The 23024-nt window shown below is 41.5% G+C and carries 23 protein-coding genes; 8 read left to right on the plus strand and 15 right to left on the minus strand.

Annotated elements, in window-relative coordinates; genetic code table 11:
* Positions 1-598: 598 nt before the first annotated feature.
* Positions 599-1582 carry a GMP reductase gene (guaC, locus tag N0M92_RS09550; RefSeq protein ID WP_192206137.1) on the plus strand — a complete coding sequence of 328 codons (984 nt, stop codon included), beginning with the start codon at positions 599-601 and terminating at the stop codon, positions 1580-1582.
* 64 nt (positions 1583-1646) lie between these two features.
* On the opposite strand, the gene N0M92_RS09555 is transcribed toward guaC, so the two are convergent.
* Positions 1647-1988, minus strand: coding sequence for a zinc ribbon domain-containing protein YjdM (locus N0M92_RS09555; protein WP_260285493.1), 342 nt, complete (start codon positions 1986-1988; stop codon positions 1647-1649).
* Between the two features lie 156 nt (positions 1989-2144).
* On the opposite strand from N0M92_RS09555, the gene N0M92_RS09560 reads away from it, so the two are divergent.
* The 4 genes from N0M92_RS09560 (at position 2145) to N0M92_RS09575 (ending at position 6633) form a co-directional block, all read left to right on the plus strand.
* Complete coding sequence (locus N0M92_RS09560) at positions 2145-2834, plus strand: response regulator transcription factor (RefSeq protein WP_260285494.1); 690 nt, start codon at positions 2145-2147, stop codon at positions 2832-2834.
* The gene (locus N0M92_RS09565) at positions 2831-3835 is read left to right on the plus strand and encodes a sensor histidine kinase (protein WP_260285495.1); all 1005 of its coding nucleotides are present in this window, start codon (positions 2831-2833) and stop codon (positions 3833-3835) included. The genes N0M92_RS09560 and N0M92_RS09565 overlap by 4 nt, the downstream gene beginning before the upstream one ends.
* Positions 3836-3935: 100 nt before the next feature.
* The gene (locus tag N0M92_RS09570) at positions 3936-4697 is read left to right on the plus strand and encodes an ABC transporter ATP-binding protein (RefSeq protein ID WP_260285496.1); all 762 of its coding nucleotides are present in this window, start codon (positions 3936-3938) and stop codon (positions 4695-4697) included.
* Positions 4687-6633 carry an ABC transporter permease gene (locus N0M92_RS09575; RefSeq protein WP_260285497.1) on the plus strand — a complete coding sequence of 649 codons (1947 nt, stop codon included), beginning with the start codon at positions 4687-4689 and terminating at the stop codon, positions 6631-6633. The genes N0M92_RS09570 and N0M92_RS09575 overlap by 11 nt, the downstream gene beginning before the upstream one ends.
* Positions 6634-6681: 48 nt before the next feature.
* Here N0M92_RS09575 and N0M92_RS09580 read toward each other — a convergent pair whose 3' ends face one another.
* From N0M92_RS09580 to N0M92_RS09605, 6 genes are all read right to left on the minus strand, one after another.
* Positions 6682-7746: an NAD(P)/FAD-dependent oxidoreductase gene (locus N0M92_RS09580; RefSeq protein ID WP_260285498.1), complete on the minus strand. Its 1065-nt coding sequence runs from the start codon at positions 7744-7746 to the stop codon at positions 6682-6684.
* Between the two features lie 226 nt (positions 7747-7972).
* The gene (phnX, locus tag N0M92_RS09585) at positions 7973-8788 is read right to left on the minus strand and encodes a phosphonoacetaldehyde hydrolase (protein WP_260285499.1); all 816 of its coding nucleotides are present in this window, start codon (positions 8786-8788) and stop codon (positions 7973-7975) included.
* Positions 8785-9879 carry a 2-aminoethylphosphonate--pyruvate transaminase gene (phnW, locus tag N0M92_RS09590; protein WP_260285500.1) on the minus strand — a complete coding sequence of 365 codons (1095 nt, stop codon included), beginning with the start codon at positions 9877-9879 and terminating at the stop codon, positions 8785-8787. The genes phnX and phnW overlap by 4 nt, the downstream gene beginning before the upstream one ends.
* A gap of 25 nt (positions 9880-9904) precedes the next feature.
* Positions 9905-10897: an extracellular solute-binding protein gene (locus N0M92_RS09595; RefSeq protein ID WP_260285501.1), complete on the minus strand. Its 993-nt coding sequence runs from the start codon at positions 10895-10897 to the stop codon at positions 9905-9907.
* 13 nt (positions 10898-10910) lie between these two features.
* Entirely contained in the window at positions 10911-12527 is a 1617-nt protein-coding gene (locus N0M92_RS09600; protein WP_260285502.1) for an ABC transporter permease subunit, read from the minus strand.
* Positions 12520-13272, minus strand: coding sequence for an ABC transporter ATP-binding protein (locus N0M92_RS09605; protein WP_260285503.1), 753 nt, complete (start codon positions 13270-13272; stop codon positions 12520-12522). Before N0M92_RS09605 ends, N0M92_RS09600 begins: the two co-directional genes overlap by 8 nt.
* Before the next feature lie 228 nt (positions 13273-13500).
* Here N0M92_RS09605 and N0M92_RS09610 point away from each other — a divergent pair, with 228 nt between their 5' ends.
* The gene (locus tag N0M92_RS09610; RefSeq protein WP_397443832.1) at positions 13501-14259 is read left to right on the plus strand and encodes a DeoR/GlpR family DNA-binding transcription regulator; all 759 of its coding nucleotides are present in this window, start codon (positions 13501-13503) and stop codon (positions 14257-14259) included.
* A 499-nt stretch (positions 14260-14758) separates the two neighbouring features.
* Here N0M92_RS09610 and N0M92_RS09615 read toward each other — a convergent pair whose 3' ends face one another.
* The 4 genes from N0M92_RS09615 to N0M92_RS09630 form a co-directional block, all read right to left on the minus strand.
* The gene (locus N0M92_RS09615) at positions 14759-15235 is read right to left on the minus strand and encodes a methylated-DNA--[protein]-cysteine S-methyltransferase (RefSeq protein ID WP_260285505.1); all 477 of its coding nucleotides are present in this window, start codon (positions 15233-15235) and stop codon (positions 14759-14761) included.
* A 69-nt stretch (positions 15236-15304) separates the two neighbouring features.
* On the minus strand, positions 15305-15859 hold the full coding sequence (locus tag N0M92_RS09620) for a bifunctional transcriptional activator/DNA repair enzyme AdaA (protein ID WP_260285506.1): 555 nt from the start codon (positions 15857-15859) through the stop codon (positions 15305-15307).
* A 23-nt stretch (positions 15860-15882) separates the two neighbouring features.
* Complete coding sequence (locus N0M92_RS09625; protein WP_260285507.1) at positions 15883-16653, minus strand: isocitrate lyase/PEP mutase family protein; 771 nt, start codon at positions 16651-16653, stop codon at positions 15883-15885.
* A gap of 161 nt (positions 16654-16814) precedes the next feature.
* Positions 16815-17165, minus strand: coding sequence for a hypothetical protein (locus N0M92_RS09630; RefSeq protein ID WP_192206148.1), 351 nt, complete (start codon positions 17163-17165; stop codon positions 16815-16817).
* 539 nt (positions 17166-17704) lie between these two features.
* On the opposite strand from N0M92_RS09630, the gene N0M92_RS09635 reads away from it, so the two are divergent.
* Entirely contained in the window at positions 17705-17926 is a 222-nt protein-coding gene (locus N0M92_RS09635; protein WP_034309346.1) for a DeoR family transcriptional regulator, read from the plus strand.
* An 85-nt stretch (positions 17927-18011) separates the two neighbouring features.
* On the opposite strand, the gene N0M92_RS09640 is transcribed toward N0M92_RS09635, so the two are convergent.
* Positions 18012-18734 (minus strand): pseudouridine synthase, encoded by a 723-nt coding sequence (locus tag N0M92_RS09640; RefSeq protein WP_260285508.1) that lies wholly within the window; start codon positions 18732-18734, stop codon positions 18012-18014.
* 123 nt (positions 18735-18857) lie between these two features.
* Positions 18858-20459, minus strand: a complete 1602-nt coding sequence (locus tag N0M92_RS09645; RefSeq protein WP_260285509.1) for a putative polysaccharide biosynthesis protein — start codon at positions 20457-20459, stop codon at positions 18858-18860.
* A gap of 205 nt (positions 20460-20664) precedes the next feature.
* Here N0M92_RS09645 and N0M92_RS09650 point away from each other — a divergent pair, with 205 nt between their 5' ends.
* Complete coding sequence (locus tag N0M92_RS09650) at positions 20665-21930, plus strand: BaiN/RdsA family NAD(P)/FAD-dependent oxidoreductase (RefSeq protein ID WP_260285510.1); 1266 nt, start codon at positions 20665-20667, stop codon at positions 21928-21930.
* 116 nt (positions 21931-22046) lie between these two features.
* On the opposite strand, the gene N0M92_RS09655 is transcribed toward N0M92_RS09650, so the two are convergent.
* Entirely contained in the window at positions 22047-22301 is a 255-nt protein-coding gene (locus N0M92_RS09655) for an MGMT family protein (protein ID WP_063232865.1), read from the minus strand.
* A gap of 74 nt (positions 22302-22375) precedes the next feature.
* Positions 22376-22936 carry an MEDS domain-containing protein gene (locus tag N0M92_RS09660; protein WP_260285512.1) on the minus strand — a complete coding sequence of 187 codons (561 nt, stop codon included), beginning with the start codon at positions 22934-22936 and terminating at the stop codon, positions 22376-22378.
* Positions 22937-23024: the final 88 nt, after the last annotated feature.

Consider the following 23024-nt stretch of genomic DNA (forward strand, 5'->3'; position numbering starts at 1 on the left):
AAAATGTTGGCAAACAATGATTATCTAGTTTGTACACAAAAACAAAGTTGGTTGGAACGGAAGGCGCGAGACTCCTGCGGGAAAAGCGAGTCCAAGGGAGACCCCACAGGCGCAAAAGCGCCGAGGAGGCTACCGGACCGCCCGCGGAAAGCGAGTGCCTGAAGTGGAAATCAACGTTCCCATTTTACAAACCCAAAAAAAAAATGTTGGCAAACAATGATTATCTAGTTTGTACATAAAAACAAAGTTGATTGGAGCGGAAGGTGCGAGACTCCTGCGGGGATACGCGTCCAAGGGAGACCCCACAGGCGCAAAAGCGCCTAGGAGGCTCCCGGACCGCCCGCGGAAAGCGAGTGCCTGGAGAGGAAATCAACGTTCCCATTTTACAAACCCACAAAAAAAATGTTGGCAAGAGAAATCATGTTCGTTCGCCTTTTTCAGCTTCCTGCCCTGTAGCGGATTTTCCATCAAACTGAAAAAAAATCAAAATAAAACCATTAAAAATTTTGACTTACTGTCAAAAATGATGTACATTACCTATTGGGCGAACAATTTTAATAATTAAAGATAAAAATATTCGTATATAGAGGTGCATAACATGGAAAACGTGTTTGATTATGAAGATATTCAATTAATTCCTGCAAAATGTGTAGTAAATAGTCGTTCTGAGTGTGATACATCCGTTACATTGGGTAAACATACATTCAAGTTACCTGTAGTACCTGCCAATATGCAAACGATCATTGATGAAAAGATTGCCATTTACTTAGCTGAAAACGGTTACTTCTATGTAATGCACCGTTTTGAGCCAGAAAAACGACTGACTTTCATTAAAGATATGCATTCACGAGAATTGATCGCTTCCATCAGTGTAGGCGTTAAAGAAGAAGAATACGGATTCATTGAACAATTATCGGCTGACAACATTGTACCTGAATACATTACTATAGATATTGCACACGGCCATTCCAATGCCGTGATAAAGATGATACAGCATATTAAAAAACATTTACCTGAAAGTTTTGTCATTGCAGGAAATGTGGGAACTCCTGAAGCGGTTCGGGAATTGGAACATGCCGGTGCGGATGCGACAAAGGTTGGCATCGGGCCAGGGAAAGTTTGCATCACTAAAATCAAGACTGGATTTGGAACGGGCGGCTGGCAGCTAGCTGCACTTCGCTGGTGTGCAAAAGCGGCAAGCAAACCAATCATAGCTGACGGCGGCATTCGCACGAACGGTGATATTGCTAAATCAGTTAGATTTGGAGCTTCCATGGTCATGATCGGCTCACTATTTGCTGGACATGAAGAATCTCCAGGGCAAACGATCGAGAAAGATGGAAAGGCCTTTAAAGAATACTTTGGTTCAGCTTCTGAATTTCAAAAAGGTGAGAAGAAAAACGTTGAAGGTAAAAAGATGTATGTCGAGCACAAAGGATCTTTGGAAGATACGTTGAAGGAAATGGAACAAGACCTTCAGTCTTCCATTTCATATGCCGGCGGAACCAAGTTGGAAGCGATCCGGAATGTGGATTATGTCGTCGTTAAGAACTCTATCTTTAACGGTGACAAAGTTTATTAAGAAGGAATCATTAAACGTAAAAAAGAACGGCCTAATCAATGGATTAGGCCGTTTTTTATAATAATTATATCTTTTTAACGAATTGGGATTTTAATTTCATTGCACCAAAACCATCAATCTTGCAATCAATATCATGATCTCCATCAACTAGACGGATGCTTTTGACTTTAGTTCCCATTTTTAAGACGGATGAGCTCCCTTTCACTTTAAGGTCCTTGATTACCGTAACGGTATCACCATCGTTCAAGGCATTTCCATTAGCATCCTTGATAATCTTCTTTTGATCACCATTTTCCGTTTCCGCTTCCACCGCCCACTCATGGGCGCATTCCGGGCAAACAAAAAGACTTCCATCTTCGTATGTATATTCTGAATCACATGCAGGGCAATTAGGAAAATCAGCCATAAATTCACTTCCTCCATTCGTTATTGTCAATTCTAATATAATAATGGTTTACACACAACCGGAGTCTATTATAGCTCCTGTTCCTCCCTTCCTCTAGAACCTATAGAGTTTTTACTATATACTTTTAAGAAAAAGCTGGAAAGTGCGGTGACCCCCTTGTTTAAACTACTATTGATAGAAGATGATACGACGTTATTCAATGAAATTAAAGATAGATTGGCGCAATGGTCTTATGATATATACGGAATCGGCGATTTTAGTAAAGTGGTTCAGGAATTCACGGAAATAAAACCTGATTTGGTCATCATTGATATACAGTTGCCGAAGTTCGATGGGTTTCATTGGTGCAGAATGATCCGGTCCCATTCCAATGTTCCCATCATCTTTTTATCTTCACGTGATCATCCTACCGACATGGTGATGTCCATGCAGCTTGGAGCTGATGATTTTATCCAGAAGCCTTTTCATTTCGATGTACTCATCGCAAAGATACAGGCCACCCTGCGCCGTGTCTATAATTACAATACCGAAAAGGTCGAATTGAAAACCTGGTGCGGCGCAACTGTGGATTACGAGAAGAACACGGTATCGGCCGGGACTGGCACAATCGAATTGACGAAAAATGAAATTTTCATCTTGAAAAAGCTCATTGAACAGAAAAACAAGATCGTAAGCCGCGAAGAATTGATCAACAGCTTATGGGATGACAAACGTTTCATAAGCGATAACACCCTTACAGTGAATGTGAACCGTTTACGAAAGAGATTGGATGAACTGGGTTTAGGACATTTCATCGAAACGAAGGTTGGACAGGGTTATATCGCCGTAGAAGAGGCAAATGCATGATCAGGAAATATCTCGTGGAAAGGCTCAGCTGGATCATATTCTACATACTTCTTCATCTATTCATTATCTTTGTCGCTTATCTTGATTCGGCCATTCCGTTAATGCCCATACTGTATATTGTTTTTTTATCATTGCTCATATTCATTATATTTTTGATATTCCGCTATAAAAAAGAAACCTATTTTTATAAAAGTTTAGAAGCGCGGGAAGACAACCTGGATATTACGAATATAGCCGAACCAGAAAGCCCTTTCGAAAAAATCATAGAAAACAGCATCATGAACCAAACCGAAATATTGAAGCAGTCCGCATCAATTGGTCAAATGACTTTAGAGCAGGAGAAGGATGAATTATTAACTTGGATTCATGAAGTGAAGACACCATTAACGGCGATGCATTTAATGATTGACCGTTTGGATGATGAATTGCTGAAATCACATTTGACTTATGAGTGGCTGCGCATTCACCTGCTTCTTGATCAGCAGCTCCACCAAGGGCGCTTGCCTTTCATCAAAAATGATTTGTATATAGAGAAAACCGATTTGGAAACAATAATCTTTGATGAGATTAAAACGCTGCAATCATGGTGCATTCAAAAAGGGATCGGCTTCGACATACAATTGGATGTAACCGAAGTGCTTACCGATGCCAAATGGCTGGCCTTCATCATGAGGCAGCTCCTGACCAACTCCATTAAATACAGTGAAAACTCGGATATCGCGATATATAGCCATGAACAGGCTGGACAAACGGTTCTTGAAGTGAAGGATTCTGGACGGGGCATCGATCCAAAGGATTTATCCCGCATATTTGATAAAGGATTCACTTCCACAACAAATCATCGTGACACTGCGGCAACTGGCATGGGCTTATATTTAACAAAGAATGCAGCCGAGTCCCTATTCATCTCCATTGACGTGAAATCAGAGCTTGGAACCGGAACGACCTTTATCTTGACCTTCCCAAAAAGAAATGATTTCGTGAATATCACAAGCATGTGACAAAAGTGTCACATGCTTTTATTCTTTGTTCGTCCAAACGAAGGAAAAGAAATTCACGGCCTTTTATAATGAGGATATAGAAAAAAAGGAGTGTATCCAAATGAATATATTAGAAGCAAAAAAAATCCATAAAAGCTATGGTAATAAATTCAATAAACAAGAAGTATTAAAGGGTCTTGATATAAGCATACAAGAAGGTGAATTCGTAAGTATCATGGGTGCATCCGGTTCAGGAAAAACGACTTTGCTTAATGTCCTTTCCTCGATCGATAAAATCAGCAACGGCACCATTACAATCGATGGAAAAGTGATTTCAGGGATGAAGGAAAAGCAGTTGGCCGAATTTCGGAAGAACCATCTAGGCTTCATCTTCCAGGAATATAACTTATTGGACACACTGACCGTCAAAGAAAATATCCTTCTGCCCTTATCCATTACAAAAACACCCCCTAATGAAGCGGCACAAAAGTTTGATGCCGTGGCGAAGGAACTGGGCATATATGAAGTGAAAGATAAATACCCAAATGAAATTTCCGGCGGTCAAAAACAGCGTACGTCTGCAGCACGGGCCTTCATCCATGATCCAAGCATCATTTTTGCGGATGAACCGACTGGGGCGCTTGACTCCAAATCAGCTTCCGATTTACTGAACAAATTGAGTGAAATGAATCAAAAGCGCAAAGCGACCATCATCATGGTAACTCATGATCCAGTGGCGGCCAGTTATTGCAGCCGAGTCATTTTCATTAAAGATGGACAAATATATACACAATTGAATAAAGGGGAACAATCCAGACAAACCTTCTTCAAGGACATCATGAAAACACAAGGTGTATTGGGAGGGGTTCAAAATGAGCATTAATCAACTCATCTTTCGAAATCTGAAGAAGAATCTGAAGAACTATTATCTGTATGTGTTTGCCCTGGTCTTCAGCGCTTCTCTTTATTTTGCCTTTGTCACCTTGCAATATGACCCATCGCTGGATGAAGTGGAGGGTACGGTGAAAGGGGCCGCCTCCATCAAGGCTGCATCGATCCTGCTTGTTGCGATTGTTTCCATATTCCTTTTATATGCCAATAGCATTTTCATAAAAAGACGCAGTAAGGAAATTGGTTTATTTCAATTGATAGGCATGACCAAGAACAGGATATTCCGTATCCTGAGTGTGGAAAACCTGATCTTGTATTTCTGTTCCGTATTCCTGGGAATCTTTGTAGGGTTTGCTGCATCAAAATTGATCATCATGATACTATTTAAAATAATGGGTGTCCAGGCGATCGCGACCCTACAATTTTCTTTTCAGCCGCTTGTTCAGACCATTCTTGTTTTTAGCGCCATCTATCTTTTCATCATGTTGATGAATTATGCCTTCATTAAAAGGCAGACCATTCTTTCATTATTTAGAGTGACTTCAATGACGGAAGGAAAAGTGAAAAAGGTTTCGATGTTCGAAATGATCATCGGGATATTCGGAATCATCCTGATCATTGCCGGCTATGTCGTCTCATCCAAATTATTCGATGGAGCTTTTTCAGAGATGACCGAGCTTTTTATGGCCATGGTCTTCATTTTGGCAACCGTCATCATCGGTACCTACCTATTCTATAAAGGATCCGTAAGCTTTATCTTTAATATCGTCCGTAAAAAGAAAAATGGCTATTTGAACATCAATGAAGTATTGTCCCTTTCATCCATCATGTTCCGGATGAAATCGAATGCGGTATTATTGACGATCATCACGACCGTTTCCGCTCTGGCGATTGGATTATTATCATTAAGCTATATCTCCTACTACTCAGCGGAGAAGAGTGCACAAACCTATATCCCCACCGATTTTTCGATGACGGATACGGAAGATGCAAATGCATTCAAGAAAACATTATCAGACAGTAAAATTGATTATGACGAAAAAGTGATCGATGTCATTCAAGTGGATGTCAATGTAAAGGAAATAATGGAAACCAGCCTGGAAGGAGTGAACTTCGATCCGGATATCATGACCGTTCCCGTCATCAGTGATGAAGCTGTTAAAGGAATCAACCTCGCCGAAGATGAGACCCTTTTCAGCGGATACAGTAATATGATGGAGAAGGTCATGTCCTTGAAGGATTCCGGAAAGATTGAACTGAAGGGCAAACACGAAGTGATTCCGCAAACATACATGGGATTGAATGATGATAGTATCCTGTCCTATTACTTCACGAGTGGCGGAATGCCCGTTGCCATTGTAGACCAAACGATATTCGACCGTTTGAAAAAGGATATCGACCCGAAAATCCAAAAGGTTTCATCTGTAAATATCGGCATTGATGTGAAGGATGAAGCTGAACTTGAAAAGGCGAATGATCTATTCAATAAAATGAGTTTCAAAGAAGAACATGTAAATGATTCCCAAATGGAAATGTTCAACAACCAGAAGAAGAATATGGGCCTTATCATGTTCATCGTCGCCTTCTTGGGATTAACCTTCCTCATCACATCCGGTTGCATCCTCTATTTCAAGCAAATGGATGAAAGTGAAGGTGAAAAATCCAATTACACCATCTTAAGGAAACTAGGATTCACACGAGGTGACTTGTTAAGAGGAATCCAAGCAAAACAAGTTTTCAATTTCGGCATTCCTTTAGTCGTCGGGCTGCTTCACAGTTATTTCGCAGTCCAATCAGGATGGTTCTTATTCGGGACCGAAGTTTGGACACCGATGATCATCGTTATGGCATTATACACGGCATTGTATTCGATCTTCGGGATCCTATCCGTCTTCCATTACAAGAAGGTCATCAAAGAATCTCTATAAGTGCTAAAGCTCCAGGGCCCATGAGGCCCTGGAGCTTTTATTTCCCCTTTAAAGTACCCCAGCCGGTTTCATCATTTCCTTGATCATTTCCCTGTTGCGCTTTTTAAAGATTTCATTATGGGAAGAAACCATCCCCACTCCGTGAGCGTCAGGCTGGATATATTGCTTTGCTTTGTTTACGGCATTTGCTGCATCTTGAAAAGTACCTGCAATCAGGTTCAATTTCCCTTCATGCTTTAGGATATCACCGGCAGCGTATATTCCGTCCATCGAGGATTCACTTGCAGAAGTACCTTCAATATAATAATTGTCGGCTATGGCTATATCCACTTTACTATTTCGAAGCAGCGATGTATCACGCTCATAACCATGATTGATGATGACCTCATCGATCGGCAAGTAAGAAACCTCTCCCGTTGCGTGATTCGTCAGTTCAACATGTTCAATTGATTCATGGTCAGCGCATGCTATCAGTTTTGTAATCGTCGTATTCAAGAAACAAACAGCAGAGCTTTCCATCAATTGCCTTGCCTGTGATTCATGACCCGCTAAACTATCTTTCCTATATGTCAGATACACCTTTTTGGCGATGGGCTCCAATTCATTTGCCCAGTCTATAGCAGAATTCCCGCCGCCTGAAATGATCACCGTCTTATCCTTGAATCGATTGAAAGACTTAACAGTATAGTTTAAATTGGAGACTTCAAACCTTTCTGCCCCGTCTATTTCCAACTTTTGCGGATTCAGGATTCCGCCGCCAACCGCGACAATGATCGTCTTGGAAAAGTGCATTTGACCAGAAGCCGTATGTAAAACGAAGATACCTTTTTCATTGCGTGTGATGGATTCCACTTTTTCATTCAAGACGACTGTTGGATTGAATGTTAAACCTTGCTCCACTAGCTGCTCAATTAATTTTTCCCCAGTTGTGGGTGTCAGCCCTCCTACATCCCAAATCATTTTCTCCGGATAGACATGAATTTTCCCGCCTAGCCTTGGCTGGTATTCAATCAGTTTAACTTTCATTTCTCTAAGTCCGCTATAAAAAGTGGAGTAAAGGCCTGCTGGCCCTCCCCCAATAACCGTTACATCAAATAAATCTTGCTGTTCCATTTACGTCCACTCCCCGGTAATCAATTGTTATTGATTATCATTCTCATTTAATGGTACACTCTTTTTTCACTTTTTACAATAAGCAGTGAAAGTAATTTCAAAAAAAAAACGTAATGAATAAGTTTGAAAATAAGCCATGTAATGATGTTCAGGCAAGCGAAAAAAGTGCAGCAATCCTTCATTCCTACTCAAGGATGAAAGATGCTGCACTTTTCTTGCACTAATGTTAGCTTGAATGAGGTCTTTTCCCTTCTGTTATAAGAAGGTTGATCCGATCTATGAGTTCAGGCAGTTCCTCGATCGTTTTGATGGTGAAGTCTGCCCCGTTTTGCATAAAGGTGTTTGCCGTTTTAGAGATGAGGTTTTGTTTCTCTCGTTCTGGTAAACTAGTATACTCATTCAGACTCAATCCCATCTCGGAGCTTCCGACAACGATTCCGACCGACCATACACCAGCATTGACTCCCTCTTGCATATCGGAAACGGTATCTCCTACCTTCACTACCTTCCATGATGCGGTTAACTTCAATTCTTCCATATTCCGATATATCATGTAAGGATAAGGCCTTCCAATCGAGTGGGTTGCATCCGGGGTGACATGGAAATCGGGCCGATACCCTTTCTTCAAAGCATTTGGTACGACGACCTCCATCATTGTATCCGTATAACCCGTTGTAGACCCAATCTTCAGGCCTCGATTTCTTAGCGCTTCCACTGTCTCGATAACCCCTGGAATGGGATCTGTATAATCTGCCAATGACATCATCAATGCCGGTTCGAATTCAGCATATAGTTTTTCAACGTCTTCCTCATTGAATGGCCTTCCGTATTGTTCTTCCCATAACGAAGATATCCTTGGCATGGTCAGCATCGCACGAATATGGTCGATTTTCAGCATGCCCATCGGCGCTCTGGCTTCTTCCATCGTCACGTCCAGTCCAGCATTCTTAAATATATCCACAAAAACATTCACTGGTGCAAAACATCCAAAATCCACAGCTGTTCCAGCCCAATCCAAAATGATTCCCTCTACCTTATTCATACTGTCACCACTTTCATATATTTTTCTACGATCCTGCCAAGTTCCTCGATATCTTCTTCATGGATTTCACCAATATTGCCGATTCGGAATGTATCTATGTCAGTCAGCTTTCCGGGGTATATTACGTAACCCCTCTCTTTGATGAAATTGTAGAAGTCCCCAAAATCAAAGGTTTCATCAGGAAAAAGGAAGGTTGTAATGATGGGCGATTGTTTATCAGGTGAGATATACGCATGAATGCCCAATTTACCCATCAGCTCCCTCAGCCTATCATTATTATTTTTATAGCGGGCGAATCTGGCTGGAATGCCGCCTTCTTCCGTTAATTCTTCCAACGCTTTAGCAAACGCGGCCACTACATGTGTCGGGGATGTGAAACGCCATTTCCCATCCTTGTCCATCTCTTTCCACTGATCATATAAATCCAGGGACAAACTGCGGGCATTGCCTTCACATGCCAACAATTTATCAAGCTTCGCAATGACGAAACCAAAACCAGGGATTCCTTGAATGCATTTATTTGCACTGCTGATCAAATAATCAATTTCGAGTTCAGGTACATTCATGTCCACTCCGCCAAAGCTGCTCATCGCATCAATGATCAAGGTTTTCCCTTGTTCCTTTGATATCTTCGAAACCATTTCTATCGGATTTAAAATCCCTGTCGTCGTTTCACAATGAACCATTGCAATATGTGTGATGTCACTATCATCCAGTAAAATGTTCCGGATTTCAGTCTCCTTTGGAAATTCATTGTACTCTACGCCATATTCCACATGATTCAGTCCGATGCACTCGGCCATTTTCACAATCCTTTTTCCATATGCGCCATTCGTTATGATCAGCACTTTATCGGATTTTGAAAGTGCAGTCGTCAGCACAGATTCCACAACAAACGATCCGCTCCCCTGCATAAGTACAGCCGAATATTCCCCGTTTGCAGCATATGCCAATTCAAGAAGCTGGGCTCTGATTTTTTGCGTGATTTCTTTATAATCATTTTCCCATGTACAGCGGTCAACAAGCATTTCCTGTTTCACCGTACTAGTAGTGGTCAGCGGTCCAGGCGTTAAAAGTTTATATGTATTCATTTTCCTTCACTCCTCACTGTATTTATCATTGTGCTGATTTAAAGAACTCTTGATGCTGTTTTAATAATTCGACCGTTAGTGGCTGCTTGAATTTCTTAGGGTGGGCCGGTTTGTTCTTTTCCGTCACCTTTTCACCTTCATAAAGTGCGACCGGGTAATGTTTCAACAGTTCTTCTCTAGCATCTTTACTGATCGTTTCTGCCATTTTCATCGCTAAACTTGTTTTAGCTTCATTATTTTTATTCACGACAGCTACGGATTCCGTGTAGGAGAAATTCCCCTCAATCGGATCGACAAACTTGATCGGTAAGCCGGCCTCTTTAGCCATCACAGCCTGGTAGCGTAAACCAAAACCGGCAGCCACTTCCCCTGCTTGCACTTTATTGATTGGACCTGAACCTGAGCTTTCAAGATGCGGACCGCTATTTGCTATTAGGTCATGGAGAACCTTTTTCCCTTCTGCGTCACCGTATTGACTGATAATTGCTTGAACTAACAGCCACCCAGTTGAAGAGTCCAGGATGTTAGGAATTGAAACGAGCCCTTTATATTCCGGCTTTGTTAAGTCCTTAATCGTGGTCGGCATCGGCAGGCCTTTTTGTTTGAGAACTTCCGTATTCACAAAAACGGAACCGGTATTTGCTAAAATTGGCGTATAATAGGATGGATGTTGTTCCAATGCCTTTGTACTGAATGACAGGTCCTTAAACATGGAGTGCTGTTCTTGTGCACTTTCGATGAAATAGGAACTCATCGTCACGACATCAGCCTCGATTTCAGCGCCTTCTGCCAGCAGTTTCCCTCCTAATTCAGATGTGCCTAATGATTGAAGGACATATTTCCCTTCGTATCCGGCATCTTTCAGGGAAGTCTCCATTGCTGAAGTGGCTTCTTCATCACCATTCGTATAAATGACCACCTTTTCCTCATCCGCTTTGCCGCTGTTACGGCCCACCAATACAAATACCAAACCTAAAGCTACTAGAGACAGTAAGGCTATCTTCATCGTTTTAAACATAATATCCCCCTCATTAATGTTTGAATTGTCGTTTTTGATAATGATCACAAAGCAGCTTCACGAGTAGATTTGTAAAAAAGATAAGTAAAGACAGGATGAATATTTCATTGAATTTGGCAAAGTGCTGAAGCTCTTTAATTTTACTGGCCACCAATGTGGTTTGGGCGGTGACCAAAAAGATGATTCCGCTGATCGTCACCATACTATTGATGAAATAGTAGCTGAACATCTCGATGACAGTGGATGCCGAGTTAGGCAGGATGACTCGATAGATTGTCCTGATCCAGCTGTCCCCCAATAGATTCCCGGTGGTTTCCCAGGCAGGGTTCATTTTGGATAAAGAGTTCTTCGCCATTAAATAGGGTGTCGTAAAGAAATGGACCATGTTACATAGAATGATGATGGCAAAGGTCCCCTTCCAGCTGCTGCCGTTGAACAGCAGCAAATAAGATAAACCTAACACCATTCCCGGAACTGTATTCGTCAACATCGAAATGACATCGATTGACGATTTCCCCTTAAGGGGCGTCCGGACATTCAGAACAGCCGAGCTAAAGGCGATGAACGTTCCCAGTACGGCCGTCATCAAGGCGACGAATAAGGAGTTCCTATAGACTGCCGTTAAATCGCCCGATTGGAATGTGTCGATAAAGTGCTTTAAGGTGAACGAGAGGTCGTAAGGGAAACTTGTTAAAAATGGTGCAATGAACATGACCGCAAATACTGAAAACATCCCTATTAAGACCAGCAGCGAGATACCCCCAAAACATATATCCCTCCCTTTGTGCTGCGTCAATTCGATATCGCTGAACTTATCATAATGAAAGTTCAGTTTTTCGAGATAGTTTAATAGGAAAACACTGAATACTACCGGAATGAGCATGAGAATGGCAATCACTGCACCATTATTGAAATCAGGGATTGAACCTAGCATGACTTGATACAGTTGCGTCGCAACAACGGAGTAAGTACCGCCGACTGAAGCCGGTATCCCAAAATCGGTAAAGCTCAAGATGAAGGAAAGTACAAAAGCTCCACCCAAAGTTCCCGCCAATGGCCGTATAATCGTATTCATGAAACTTCTTATCGTTCCGTCACCCATTAATTTTGAAACGATGATGAACTTTTTATCCATATACTTGAAGGAATTATTAATGAGAAGAAAAGCTGATGGCAATGTATAAATCACATAACCTATCAATAATCCATTAAATCCGTATATATCGAATAGATTCCTTCCAAAAATCTTCGTTATGATCCCTTGATTGCCGAAAGAGTAGATGATCGCAAACCCGAATGTGATTGTCGGCAGCAGCATCGGAATTAGAATCCCTGTTTTAATTACACTTTTTAATGGCCTATAAACCTGTGTGCAATGGATGGAATAGGCCATTAAAAAGGCTAAAACGGTCGTAATGACGGCTGTGAGACCCGACACTTTCACGCTGTTTCCAAATGACTTCATCAGCTCTGCATTTGAAAGCACCGTTAGATAATTCGAGAGATTTATTCCATCAGCCGATTCAAATGAACGGACGAACAATGTGCCAAGCGGCAAAAAAAGAAAAGCGGTAAATAGCAGTAAGATAGGTATATATATGACTCTCATTGCCGGTTTTACATCAGGCATACTTTTCACCGAATAAGTTATAAATATTTTCTCTCTTGATCTCCAGTTGCTTAAGAATGAATTGCTTAACAAAATCATTGGCTGGCTGATTGATGATCTCTTGTGGTGATCCAAATTGAGAAATATTCCCTTGATTAATGATCAAAATTTTATCGGACATCGTCAAAGCCTCTTCCGGGTCATGTGTCACTATGATTGTAGTCAGCTTATATTCCCGGGCAATGGATTTGATGCGCTCCTTTATCGATTCCTTGATCACACCATCCAAAGCACTCAGTGGCTCATCAAGTAATAGGATCTTCGGTTTCATTACAAGAGTCCTTGCAATCGAAACCCTTTGTTTCTGCCCCCCGGATAATTCGCTGATCCTTTTTTTCAAATGCGGTGTCAATTCCAGGAAATCGATGTATTCCTGAAGCTCTTCCTTGGAAATGGATCCCTTCCTGTTCCTCAATCCATAAACGATATTTTCATAGGCGTTTAAATGAGGGAAAAGAGCGTAATCTTGAAAAACGATATTAAATCCCCTGTCTTTCATGGGCACGTTACTCAAATCGGCATCATTGAAAATGATTTTCCCATGATTGATACCCGTCAAGCCCAAAATTATATGTAATAAAGTAGTTTTGCCGCTTCCACTTGGTCCTAATAGTGAAACGATCTCCCCCGTTTTAATTTCAAGATTTATATTATCCAAAACTGATTTTCCATCGAATTGCTTGCTAATATTTTGTAATTTTAGCAAACTGTTCACCTCCTTTAATACACCCTTAGTATAAAAGCCGTTTGTAAAACGAATTTGAGATTTTTGTAAATACTCTGTAAATATTGAACACTTCTTTACTAACTTCATACCAACTCTTGACCAACTAGTGATATTTTTATCATCTACTTGTTGAATATATTCATGGTACACAGTACACTTAAAATGAATATCAGGAAGAAAGATATGAAGAATAGGCGGGTGAAACTTATGCTTCCTCTTGAAAGGCAAAAGAAGATCATCGAATTATTAACGATTAGAAAAGTTATGAAGATTGCCGAGCTTACTGAAGAACTGCAAGTTTCCATAGAAACCATCAGAAGGGATATGAACCTTCTTACAAGGCAAGGAAAAATAGAAAAGATCTATGGCGGCGTTAAGCTGGTTCAATCGAAGTTTGGAGAATCGACAATAGATGAACGGATGTTCAGTCAATTAGAAGAAAAGGAAACCATCGCCCAAAAATGCAGTGAGTATATCGACGATGGGGATTGCATTTATATCGATAGTGGTTCGACAACCTATCAAATCGCTAAATATATAAAACAGAAAAAGAAACTGACGGTGATAACCAGTTCGATCCCTGTTGTAAATGAGCTCATTCATAGCGATATCGAGATCTTGATCATTGGGGGGAAAGTCAGGCGAAATGAACAGTCCATTGTTGCATTTGACTACTTATTCAACTTTAGTGAGTTGAATATTTCAAAAGCATTCATTTGCGCGAGCGGCATAACCATTGAAAAAGGCATATCCGACTATAATTTAGAAGAAGCGAATACACGGAAAAAAATCATTGATTTATCTCAAGAAGTCTATGTTGCCGCTGATAGCACAAAGTTCGGGAAAGACGTGACCATCGGGATATCGCCACTGGATAAAATCGATTACGTCATCACTGACAATCATTTACATAATGATTTCATCTCTTCTTTTAAAGAGACCGGCACACAACTGATTCTTTCTTAAAAGCAAGAAAAAACGGGAACTATACAGTCGTATAGTTCCCGTTTTTCAGTTTGTAGACAAAAGGGGTTAAGCGAATGCCCAATGCATTTGGAACGAAGAACGTTTTAACAAATGACGGGGAAATCCATTATAAATGATGTTCAAGGACCAATTGGCCCAAAGCTTCACCTTCATCACAACGTTGATTTCCTCTCCAGGCACGCGCTTTCCGTTCCAATCAACTGGAATGTTTTTTTAGAAAAAATCTACAGGTAAACTCACTGGATTGAAGAAATTTGCGACACTCCTTCCGAATAACTGGTTAGCCAAGACCCCACAGACGCTTGCGTCGAGGAGGCTTGGCAGACAGTCGGCGGAAAGGGAGCGAATTTCTTCAATCAACTGCAACTTGAAATAAAAAAACTGTGTCCTCCATCAATGGAGAGTGAAACTCAAGCTATTTTCATGGCTTTGACTCTGACTGGGTCCTGGCGATTCCCATAAAGTTGAGCCAAGTATCCTACTTAAAATTCCTTTCATGCTGAAGGAGCCATTCCTTTCTCCATAGGCCACCCGCATAACCGGTTAATTTCCCATTTGAACCTATTATCCGATGACAAGGAATCACGATGCTTAACTTATTCCGGCCATTTGCGCTCCCTACTGCCCTTATGGCTTTTTCATTACCGATTGTAACGGCGATGTCTTTATACGAACCCGTGTTAGCATACAGGATTCCTGTTAAGGCATTCCACACGTTTTTTTGGAAGATGGTCCCTTCAAGTAAATAAGGAAATGTAAATTCCCTGCGTTCACCTTTGAAATACTCATCAAGCTGACGAAAGCACTCCACCAAAACCTTGGGCGTTTGATCTTGCATAATATTTATCTTTATATCCCTTTCAGCGAACATTATGGAACAGATGACCTCATTCGTTCCTGATATCTCGATTATTCCAATCGGCGATTCATAATCTAATTTATATAATTCACCCATATAAAGACCTCCTAGATAGAAGGAAGCAGATGCCTGCCTCCCACCCCATTTTTTTCAATTCCCCTTTTCCTACATGTTTCGATATTCACTGGGAGAACAATGTTTCAAACGGCGAAATACCTTATAAAAGTTCGAAGGGCTTTGGAATCCTACTTCAAGGGAAATCTCGAGATTCGTTAGACTTGTGCTTGTTAGAAGGAATGCCGCTTTATCGACTCTTATTTTTTCCAAATAGGAACGGGGAGTTTCTATTGTTTCCTTTTTGAATAGCCGCTCCAGATAATAGGAACTTACACCGACATGGTTGGCAATATCCTTTAACTCCACCTTTTGGTTATAGTGATTTACCAGAAAAGCGATGACATCTCTGACAATTCGCATTTGCGGGGAATCATCAACTTCCGGTTGGCATCTTTTGCAAGCACGGAAGCCAGCCTTTTCGACTTCATCGATATCATGATAGAATTTCACATTTATTTTTTTCGGCTTCCTTGACCTGCATGAAGGGCGGCAGTATATTTTTGTAGTCTTTACAGCCGTAAAGAATAATCCGTCATATTTAGGGTCACAGGCAATGATTTTCTCCCACATTTCTTCAAAGGAAAGATTGATAGCATCAGCCATTATACTCCGCATCCTTTCAGGTTTTAGTTCCCATATAAATGTGAGGTGTCATTTAGCTCTACTATTCGTGCTGTATCTTTTTCTAACAATGCAATGACTTTATCGGATAGGGCATTTCCGAAGCTGAGACGTTTCACGCCTAATTCTTCAAGCTCCTTACCATTCGTTAATCCAGGCAAAGATAATACATTAAGGGGGGCACCTATATTCAAAGTGATTTCCTTTATTTCATCATGGTTCGTTAATCCAGGGATGAATATTCCGCTTGCTCCACTCTCCACATACGCTTTTGCCCTCTTTATTGTTTCCTGAAGAGGATTTTCTTTTTGAAAATAAGTATCTGTTCTAGCATTGATGTAAAAACCTTCATACCCATTATTATCCAATGATTCTCTTATTTTTACTAGTAGGCTGCAGTGTTCGGATATATCTCTTAGCCCTTTTTGTTTTTTGAGCGAATCCTCAATATTGATCCCGGCTACACCGACGTCTGCCGTCCTTAACACATTATCGACAATCTTTTCTGCGGCTTCACCATAGCCTGCTTCAATATCCGCAGTGACGGGAATTTTCACATTATCCGCAATAAGCTTAATGATACCTAAATGTCTTTCAAAATCAATCAATTCGCCATCAGAATGACCAAGGGAGTTGGCAATTCCACAGCTTGTCGTTCCAATTGCCTTGAATCCTGATTTCTCGAGAATCAAGGCCGATAATAGATCCCAGGCATTCCCCAATATCAACAGGTCTTTCGAAAAGTGTAATTCATTGAATTCCTTTATGTTAGTCATAATATTTGCTCCTAAAATTTATTTGTTCTCATTTTAACAATCAATCCGGCTCCAAATCGTCCTCATTCTTGCTATTATGGTCCATTCATAGCGGGTTCCCGTTTAATGGTTCCGAACAAATAAAAAATGCCCTTTCATACCGGGGCATTTTCATGAACCTATTAATTTACGAATAGATATAACTTTCTATGATATTCCACAAATGCCTGTTGGTCCTTTTCCGTGAAGTCCATCCATTTTACTTTCTTGCATCTTTCCTCTAATCTCTCATTCAGTTCATCTTCTATTTCATTCATGAAACGAATGATTTCCCCGTAGGGCATATTGAAATGGCGGGCAGCGAGCCTGGGCGGTGAATGCTTTACAAGCAATCTCATGAATTGATCGACCGTGTCCGCCTTCGATGCAAGATAATCTTCTTCGTTCACGATGAATTCATACACTTGTTTTTTGACGCCAGAAAGTCTGGTTACTTCGTCGCGCAATAAAAACTCCATTAATCTTTCGTTCATATGGCTCTACCTCGAATTGGTTTATATTTAAATCCTTTTAGATATGTATGAAAAATCTATACAGCCCGATACCTCATTATGACATCGTAACCGCAAGCCATCAAGCACCTATTCATACACAAAGCGTAATAATTACGATTTATAATCATTTTACGTAAATTAACCTGTACATGCCATAAAAGTCAACGTTCGTGTTGTGTGACATATCGAATCTCGAAATGCATATTAAGCGTCCTGTATTGGCAAAATAAGATCAAGAACAAATGGAACAACTCTTTATTAATTTTGTATATGTATAAAGAATAATTTTGTTAAAATTTGATATAATAAATGTAATATTTAGTCAATTAGTATTTTTCCCTAGAATTTGCTTTTGCAAAGGGGTAGAATGAAGCTAATGACATCTTATTTTTTCTAAATGTTTCCGAGGAGTTATAGGGTGGGTATAGCAAGTACATAGTGACAGCTGAAATGCTGTCCGACATATCGGTTGTTTTCATTTGTTCAAAATAACAATGAAAAGAATAAGGAGTGATTTTTTGAAACCTTCAACAAATCGCATGTTAACCCGTATTAAATCCGTTTATATGTTCATTAGTAATAACGGTACGGTTTCTACTCAAGAGCTTGTAGAAGAATTTGGCATCACTCCTCGAACTGTGCAGCGCGATTTAAATGTCTTAGCATACAATGACCTTGTTCAAAGCCCAAGCCGAGGCCTTTGGACGACAACAAGTAAAAAGGTGAAGATGTCATCGTAAAAAGAACGACCACCCGAACAAGATCGATATGTAAAATACTTTGAGGCGGACAATTTTTTGTCCGCCTCATTTTTTGTTTCCATTATCATTCAGCCGGTTGGCCCTCCTTTAACTGTTCAAGCTCCTCCGCCGTCAACTCACGGTATTCACCAAGCTCCAGTTCCTCATCAAGCTGTAAACTTCCCATGGAAAGACGCTTAAGATAGACGACACGTTTGCCAACGGCCTCAAACATCCGCTTCACCTGATGGAACTTCCCTTCCATGATCGTCAGCTCGATATCGGATGTCAGGCCTGATTTTAAAATGTTCAATTCACCTGGTTTCGTTTCGTATCCATCATCCAAGGTCACGCCGTTGCGGAATGCCTCGATATCCCGTTCCGTCACTTCGCCATCAATGACCGCAAAATATGTTTTAGGGACATGTTTCTTTGGGGACAGCAGTTGGTGGGCAAGCTTTCCGTCATTTGTGATCAGCAATAAACCTTCTGTGTCCTTATCAAGACGGCCTACAGGAAATGGCTCGAAAACTGAATCTTCCGGCTCCAAGATGTCGATGACGGTTTCTTGGTAGTTGTCCTCCGTTGCCGACAATACGCCTGGCGGTTTATTCATCATTAAATAAATGAATTCCCTGTATTCAACCCGTTCACCATGAACCGTCACGATTTCCGTATCAGGGTCCACTTGTTCCTTCGGGTCCTTGAGCAGCCTGTCATTGACCTTGACGGCGCCGGATTTCAGGAGCTTTTTCACTTCTTTCCTGCTGCCATAACCAATATTGGATAAAATCTTATCAATTCTCATCATTTCCTCCTAAAGCCTTTTCCATAAAAAGCCTTGCCCACTTTAATGACAGGCAAGGCCACGATATTTTAATTTGGGGATTCACCATTCAATACCCGTTTTTTTACACATCAAACTTCCAGCTTATAATCCTAACTTAGCTTTTAACCGATCGATCCGGGCACCGAACAAACGGTGGGCAAGTTTGCTTTTCAGGGAAAGCGCCGCATAAATGAGCGCTCCAAGAATGGCACAAACGGCCACGATCAAAATCGCCTGGAATCGCCCTTCCGTTGTAAGCCACAGCGATAATAAACTGTTCATGCCCCATGCAGCCAGTCCCATTATCACTGAAAAAACGGAAATCAAAACAGATCGTCTGATGGTAAGGCTGTAACGATATCCAGTAAAGTAGGTAATGACATACAAATTCAGCAGCACAGCAGCCAAATAGCCGAATGCCGTAGCATAAACGGATCCTTCCGTTTCAAACATCTTGATTAACGGGATATTCAAGCTCAATTTGATTAAAAAGCCCAAAAGCAGGCTGAGCACCGTATATTTTTGCTGATTGATCCCTTGTAAAATCGCCGCCGAAACGGAGAAAAGCGCAAACAAGATGGAAACGGGCGCATATGCCTTCAAGACACTGATTCCAAGTGGATCATGGCTGTAAAAGGCACTATAGATTGGATCGGCCAGCACCGACATGCCAACGACCGCCGGAATCGTAATGAACAACAAAATTTGAAAAGCTTGGTTCAGCTGGCGGTTTAACACTTCTGAATCCTCGCTTACATATGCCTTCGTCACCGAAGGGAGAAGCGCCATTGAAAACCCGGTTGCAAGTGTCATCGGAATCAAGACAAGCTTCTGGGCATATACATTCAACACCCCAAGGGCATCTTCTGCGACATGCTGCAAACCGATGGACGACATCGCCTTATTGAAAGACAATAAGTCCGCAAACTGAAACATTGGCATCGCGATTCCGACGAATATGAAAGGAATCGATGATAGAAATATTTCTTTATAGATTTCCTTCAGGGAAATTTCCATCGTCCCCCGGTCTTTCTTCATCAAGCTGTCCAAATATGGTTTTTGTTTTTTCCAATACCAAAATAACACCACTAAACCGCCGACAGCCCCGACCGTCGCCGCGAAGGTAGCTATTTGGATGGCTCTCACTAACTCTCCATCAAGGACATTCAAAACAACATACACACCGGCCAAAAGGAACACGATGCGGACAATTTGTTCGATTACCTGAGATATGGCCGTTGGCTCCATCGCCTCATGACCTTGAAAGAAGCCGCGGATGATGCTCATGAACGGTACAAAAATCAAGGCGAAGCTGACTGCCCGTATAATCTCCGTGACATCTTTGACATCTTCCTGCCTGACCCCAAAGACCCCAGTGAACATCGGTGCCATCGTATAGAGAATCAAAAAAGCGAGAAAACCGGTGACAAGCATCAATTTCAGGCTCGATTTAAATAACTTCTCACCGACGGCGTACTCCTCGAGCGCATTATACTTCGAAATGAATTTAGAAACAGCAAGCGGCATGCCTGCCGTCGCAAAGCTAATGAAAATGGTATATGGAACGTACCCATATTGATAGAGGGTAGCCCCTTTATTCCCAACCATATGTTCAAATGGGATGACGTAAAATAAACCAAGTACCTTGGAAATGATCGCTCCCAGCGTTAATATAAAAGCCCCTTTTAAAAACTTAGATGACATCTAATCCCTTCCTGCCTCTGTCAGTTACGTTTTACACGCTCTTTATCTTATCATATTAAAGTATTTTTTCTATAGAAAACTACACTCAAGTTTATCGTTTTCGAAGATAATACACAAACAAATAATTCCTTTTTTTCTACATTCGCAATCTGACGGGCTCTTGCTATATAATGAAGGGACTGAAAATGATAAAGTGGTGATCAATTTGAAATATGATGTAGTGGTAATTGGCGGCGGTCCTTCCGGATTGATGGCAGCAATAGCTGCCGGGGAAAAAGGGGCACATGTCTTGTTAGTGGATAAGGGCGAGAAGCTTGGCAGGAAGCTAGCCATCTCGGGCGGCGGACGCTGCAACGTGACGAACAGGCTCTCAATCGATGAAATCATTCAGCATATCCCTGGAAACGGGCGATTTCTATACAGTGCTTTCTCAGAGTTCAATAATGAAGACATTATTCAATTCTTTGAAAAATTGGGCGTGGCCCTAAAAGAAGAGGACCATGGCCGGATGTTCCCCGTCAACGATAAAGCTCAAAGTGTCGTGGATGCCCTTCTGACGCGCCTGTCTAATTTAAAAGTAACGATCTATAAGAACTCTCCAGTAGCGGAAGTTCTCTATGAACATGGAAAAACAAGCGGTGTCCGGTTAAAAGATGGACAGACCATCGACACGGATGCAGTCGTGATTGCAGTCGGCGGGAAATCAGTTCCCCACACCGGCTCGACCGGAGACGGCTACGCATGGGCTAAAAAGGCGGGGCATACGATTACCGAACTGTTCCCAACTGAAGTTCCCGTACTTAGCCAGGAAACATTCATTAAAGATCGAACACTCCAAGGTCTTGCACTTCGCGATGTTTCATTGAGTGTCCTTAACCCAAAGGGCAAGGCCCTGATCACACACCAAATGGATATGCTCTTCACCCATTTTGGAGTCTCCGGCCCAGCTGTTCTAAGATGCAGCCAATTCGTCGTGAAAGCGATGAAAAAATGGAACCTGTCGGAAGTGACAATGAAACTCGATGCCCTGCCGGACCGAAACAAGGAAGAGGTCTTTCAAGGCATCATGAAGGAAATCAAGGCAGAACCGAAAAAAGCCATTAAAAATACTTTAAAAGGTTTAGTTCCTGAACGATACCTTCACTTTCTGCTTGAGCGAAGCGGCATCGACCTTCAAGAACAAGGAGCGACGATATCAAATGAAAAAATCCGCCGCCTTGCAGAACTATGCAAGGACTTCCAATTCGGAGTACACGGCACCCAGCCTCTAGAAAAGGCCTTCGTCACGGGCGGCGGCGTATCCGTCAAAGAAATACACCCAAAAGAAATGGCATCCAAACTGATGGCCGGACTGTATTTCTGCGGTGAAATTCTGGATATACACGGATACACAGGCGGCTATAATATTACATCGGCATTAGTAACCGGAAGACTAGCCGGTATGAATGCTGCCATGCATGCCCGTTCATAATTCCTAAAAAGAGGCTGATCCGCTTGGATCAGCCTCTTTTTAATTCGATTTCGTAAGTCCGTTACTTGGTTTTTTTCGTCCGCACCCGCGCCTCCTCTTTTATCTGGCTTTCCCGTTTAAAATATTTCGGGATGATAGCGAAAAGCTTCGAGGTCAATGGTATTCCGTTCCGTGAATGTGATGCCTTCACTCTCGAGCATCGCCTTCTGGTGTTCTGCGGCGCCCTCCGCTTTTATGCCGATTTCTCCCTTGGCATTGATTACCCGGTGCCAAGGAAGGTCATGTTTTTTGCTGCTTGAATGAAGGATCCTTACGACCTGCCTTGCACCGCGCGGACTACCGGCGAGCTGTCCGATTTGACCATATGTCATCACTTTACCGGAAGGGATATGTTTAATGATAGTAATTACCCGTTCAGTAAAACTTTCCAAATGGCTCTCCCCTTTTATCCGTTTGCTAACATCGTGATTTTTTCATCGGTTATCAGGACCCCATGATGCTTGATCAAGTTTGTTTTAAGCTCGGCAGGCATTCTGCAGTCATCGTATGCACAAACGGAAATCAATCCACGTTCCCCGATCAGTTTGTCGATTCCTTTTTCATATTCGCCTATCGCTAAGCTGGCTTGATCGTCGTGGCCCCATTCAACATGGCCCCAAGTCCGCACGTACTGATTGCGTTTAGTGTATATATCGATATTTTCCAAGAAATAATTAACCATAGTCGAAGGATGAAAGTCTCCATGAAAGCAATAAAAATCAAAATTATTGATAAGATGCACTTGCTCCAATTGCTCCTCGTTTAAATGAAGCTGCAATTTCTTATACACGAAAGGAAAGATACGGTCATTTTCGACGACCAGGATATGGTCTCCCTGTTCAACACCGGCAATGATGAAAGTTGCCTCATTTTCAATGTAGGCTTCCAATTCATTAAAACAGTATAAAATATGGCCGCCATCCGATTGCTGTATGTCTTCTAGTAGTTGTAACATTTTATTATCCAAAATGGCTCTCTCCTTCAAATACACCATTCCGCACTGTGTATTATGTATAACTTTAACCATTATCTCTGTATTTGTAAAATTCATAGAA

The sequence above is a fragment of the Peribacillus aracenensis genome (assembly GCF_025175645.1).
Classification (GTDB): Bacteria; Bacillota; Bacilli; order Bacillales; family DSM-1321; genus Peribacillus; species Peribacillus aracenensis.

What these genes read in the sequence shown, in the direction of transcription:
- guaC (WP_192206137.1), top strand. Translation starts at nt 599, where the DNA reads ATGGAAAACGTGTTTGATTATGAAGATATTCAATTAATTCCTGCAAAA.
- N0M92_RS09565 (WP_260285495.1), top strand. Translation starts at nt 2,831, where the DNA reads ATGATCAGGAAATATCTCGTGGAAAGGCTCAGCTGGATCATATTCTAC.
- N0M92_RS09625 (WP_260285507.1), bottom strand. Translation starts at nt 16,653, where the DNA reads ATGACTAACATAAAGGAATTCAATGAATTACACTTTTCGAAAGACCTG.
- N0M92_RS09645 (WP_260285509.1), bottom strand. Translation starts at nt 20,459, where the DNA reads ATGTCATCTAAGTTTTTAAAAGGGGCTTTTATATTAACGCTGGGAGCG.
- phnX (WP_260285499.1), bottom strand. Translation starts at nt 8,788, where the DNA reads ATGAATAAGGTAGAGGGAATCATTTTGGATTGGGCTGGAACAGCTGTG.
- N0M92_RS09615 (WP_260285505.1), bottom strand. Translation starts at nt 15,235, where the DNA reads ATGGGTGAATTATATAAATTAGATTATGAATCGCCGATTGGAATAATC.
- phnW (WP_260285500.1), bottom strand. Translation starts at nt 9,879, where the DNA reads ATGAATACATATAAACTTTTAACGCCTGGACCGCTGACCACTACTAGT.
- N0M92_RS09630 (WP_192206148.1), bottom strand. Translation starts at nt 17,165, where the DNA reads ATGAACGAAAGATTAATGGAGTTTTTATTGCGCGACGAAGTAACCAGA.
- N0M92_RS09655 (WP_063232865.1), bottom strand. Translation starts at nt 22,301, where the DNA reads ATGACATATGGTCAAATCGGACAGCTCGCCGGTAGTCCGCGCGGTGCA.
- N0M92_RS09570 (WP_260285496.1), top strand. Translation starts at nt 3,936, where the DNA reads ATGAATATATTAGAAGCAAAAAAAATCCATAAAAGCTATGGTAATAAA.
- N0M92_RS09640 (WP_260285508.1), bottom strand. Translation starts at nt 18,734, where the DNA reads ATGAGAATTGATAAGATTTTATCCAATATTGGTTATGGCAGCAGGAAA.
- N0M92_RS09580 (WP_260285498.1), bottom strand. Translation starts at nt 7,746, where the DNA reads ATGGAACAGCAAGATTTATTTGATGTAACGGTTATTGGGGGAGGGCCA.
- N0M92_RS09595 (WP_260285501.1), bottom strand. Translation starts at nt 10,897, where the DNA reads ATGTTTAAAACGATGAAGATAGCCTTACTGTCTCTAGTAGCTTTAGGT.
- N0M92_RS09620 (WP_260285506.1), bottom strand. Translation starts at nt 15,859, where the DNA reads ATGGCTGATGCTATCAATCTTTCCTTTGAAGAAATGTGGGAGAAAATC.
- N0M92_RS09610 (WP_397443832.1), top strand. Translation starts at nt 13,501, where the DNA reads ATGCTTCCTCTTGAAAGGCAAAAGAAGATCATCGAATTATTAACGATT.
- N0M92_RS09575 (WP_260285497.1), top strand. Translation starts at nt 4,687, where the DNA reads ATGAGCATTAATCAACTCATCTTTCGAAATCTGAAGAAGAATCTGAAG.
- N0M92_RS09600 (WP_260285502.1), bottom strand. Translation starts at nt 12,527, where the DNA reads ATGCCTGATGTAAAACCGGCAATGAGAGTCATATATATACCTATCTTA.
- N0M92_RS09555 (WP_260285493.1), bottom strand. Translation starts at nt 1,988, where the DNA reads ATGGCTGATTTTCCTAATTGCCCTGCATGTGATTCAGAATATACATAC.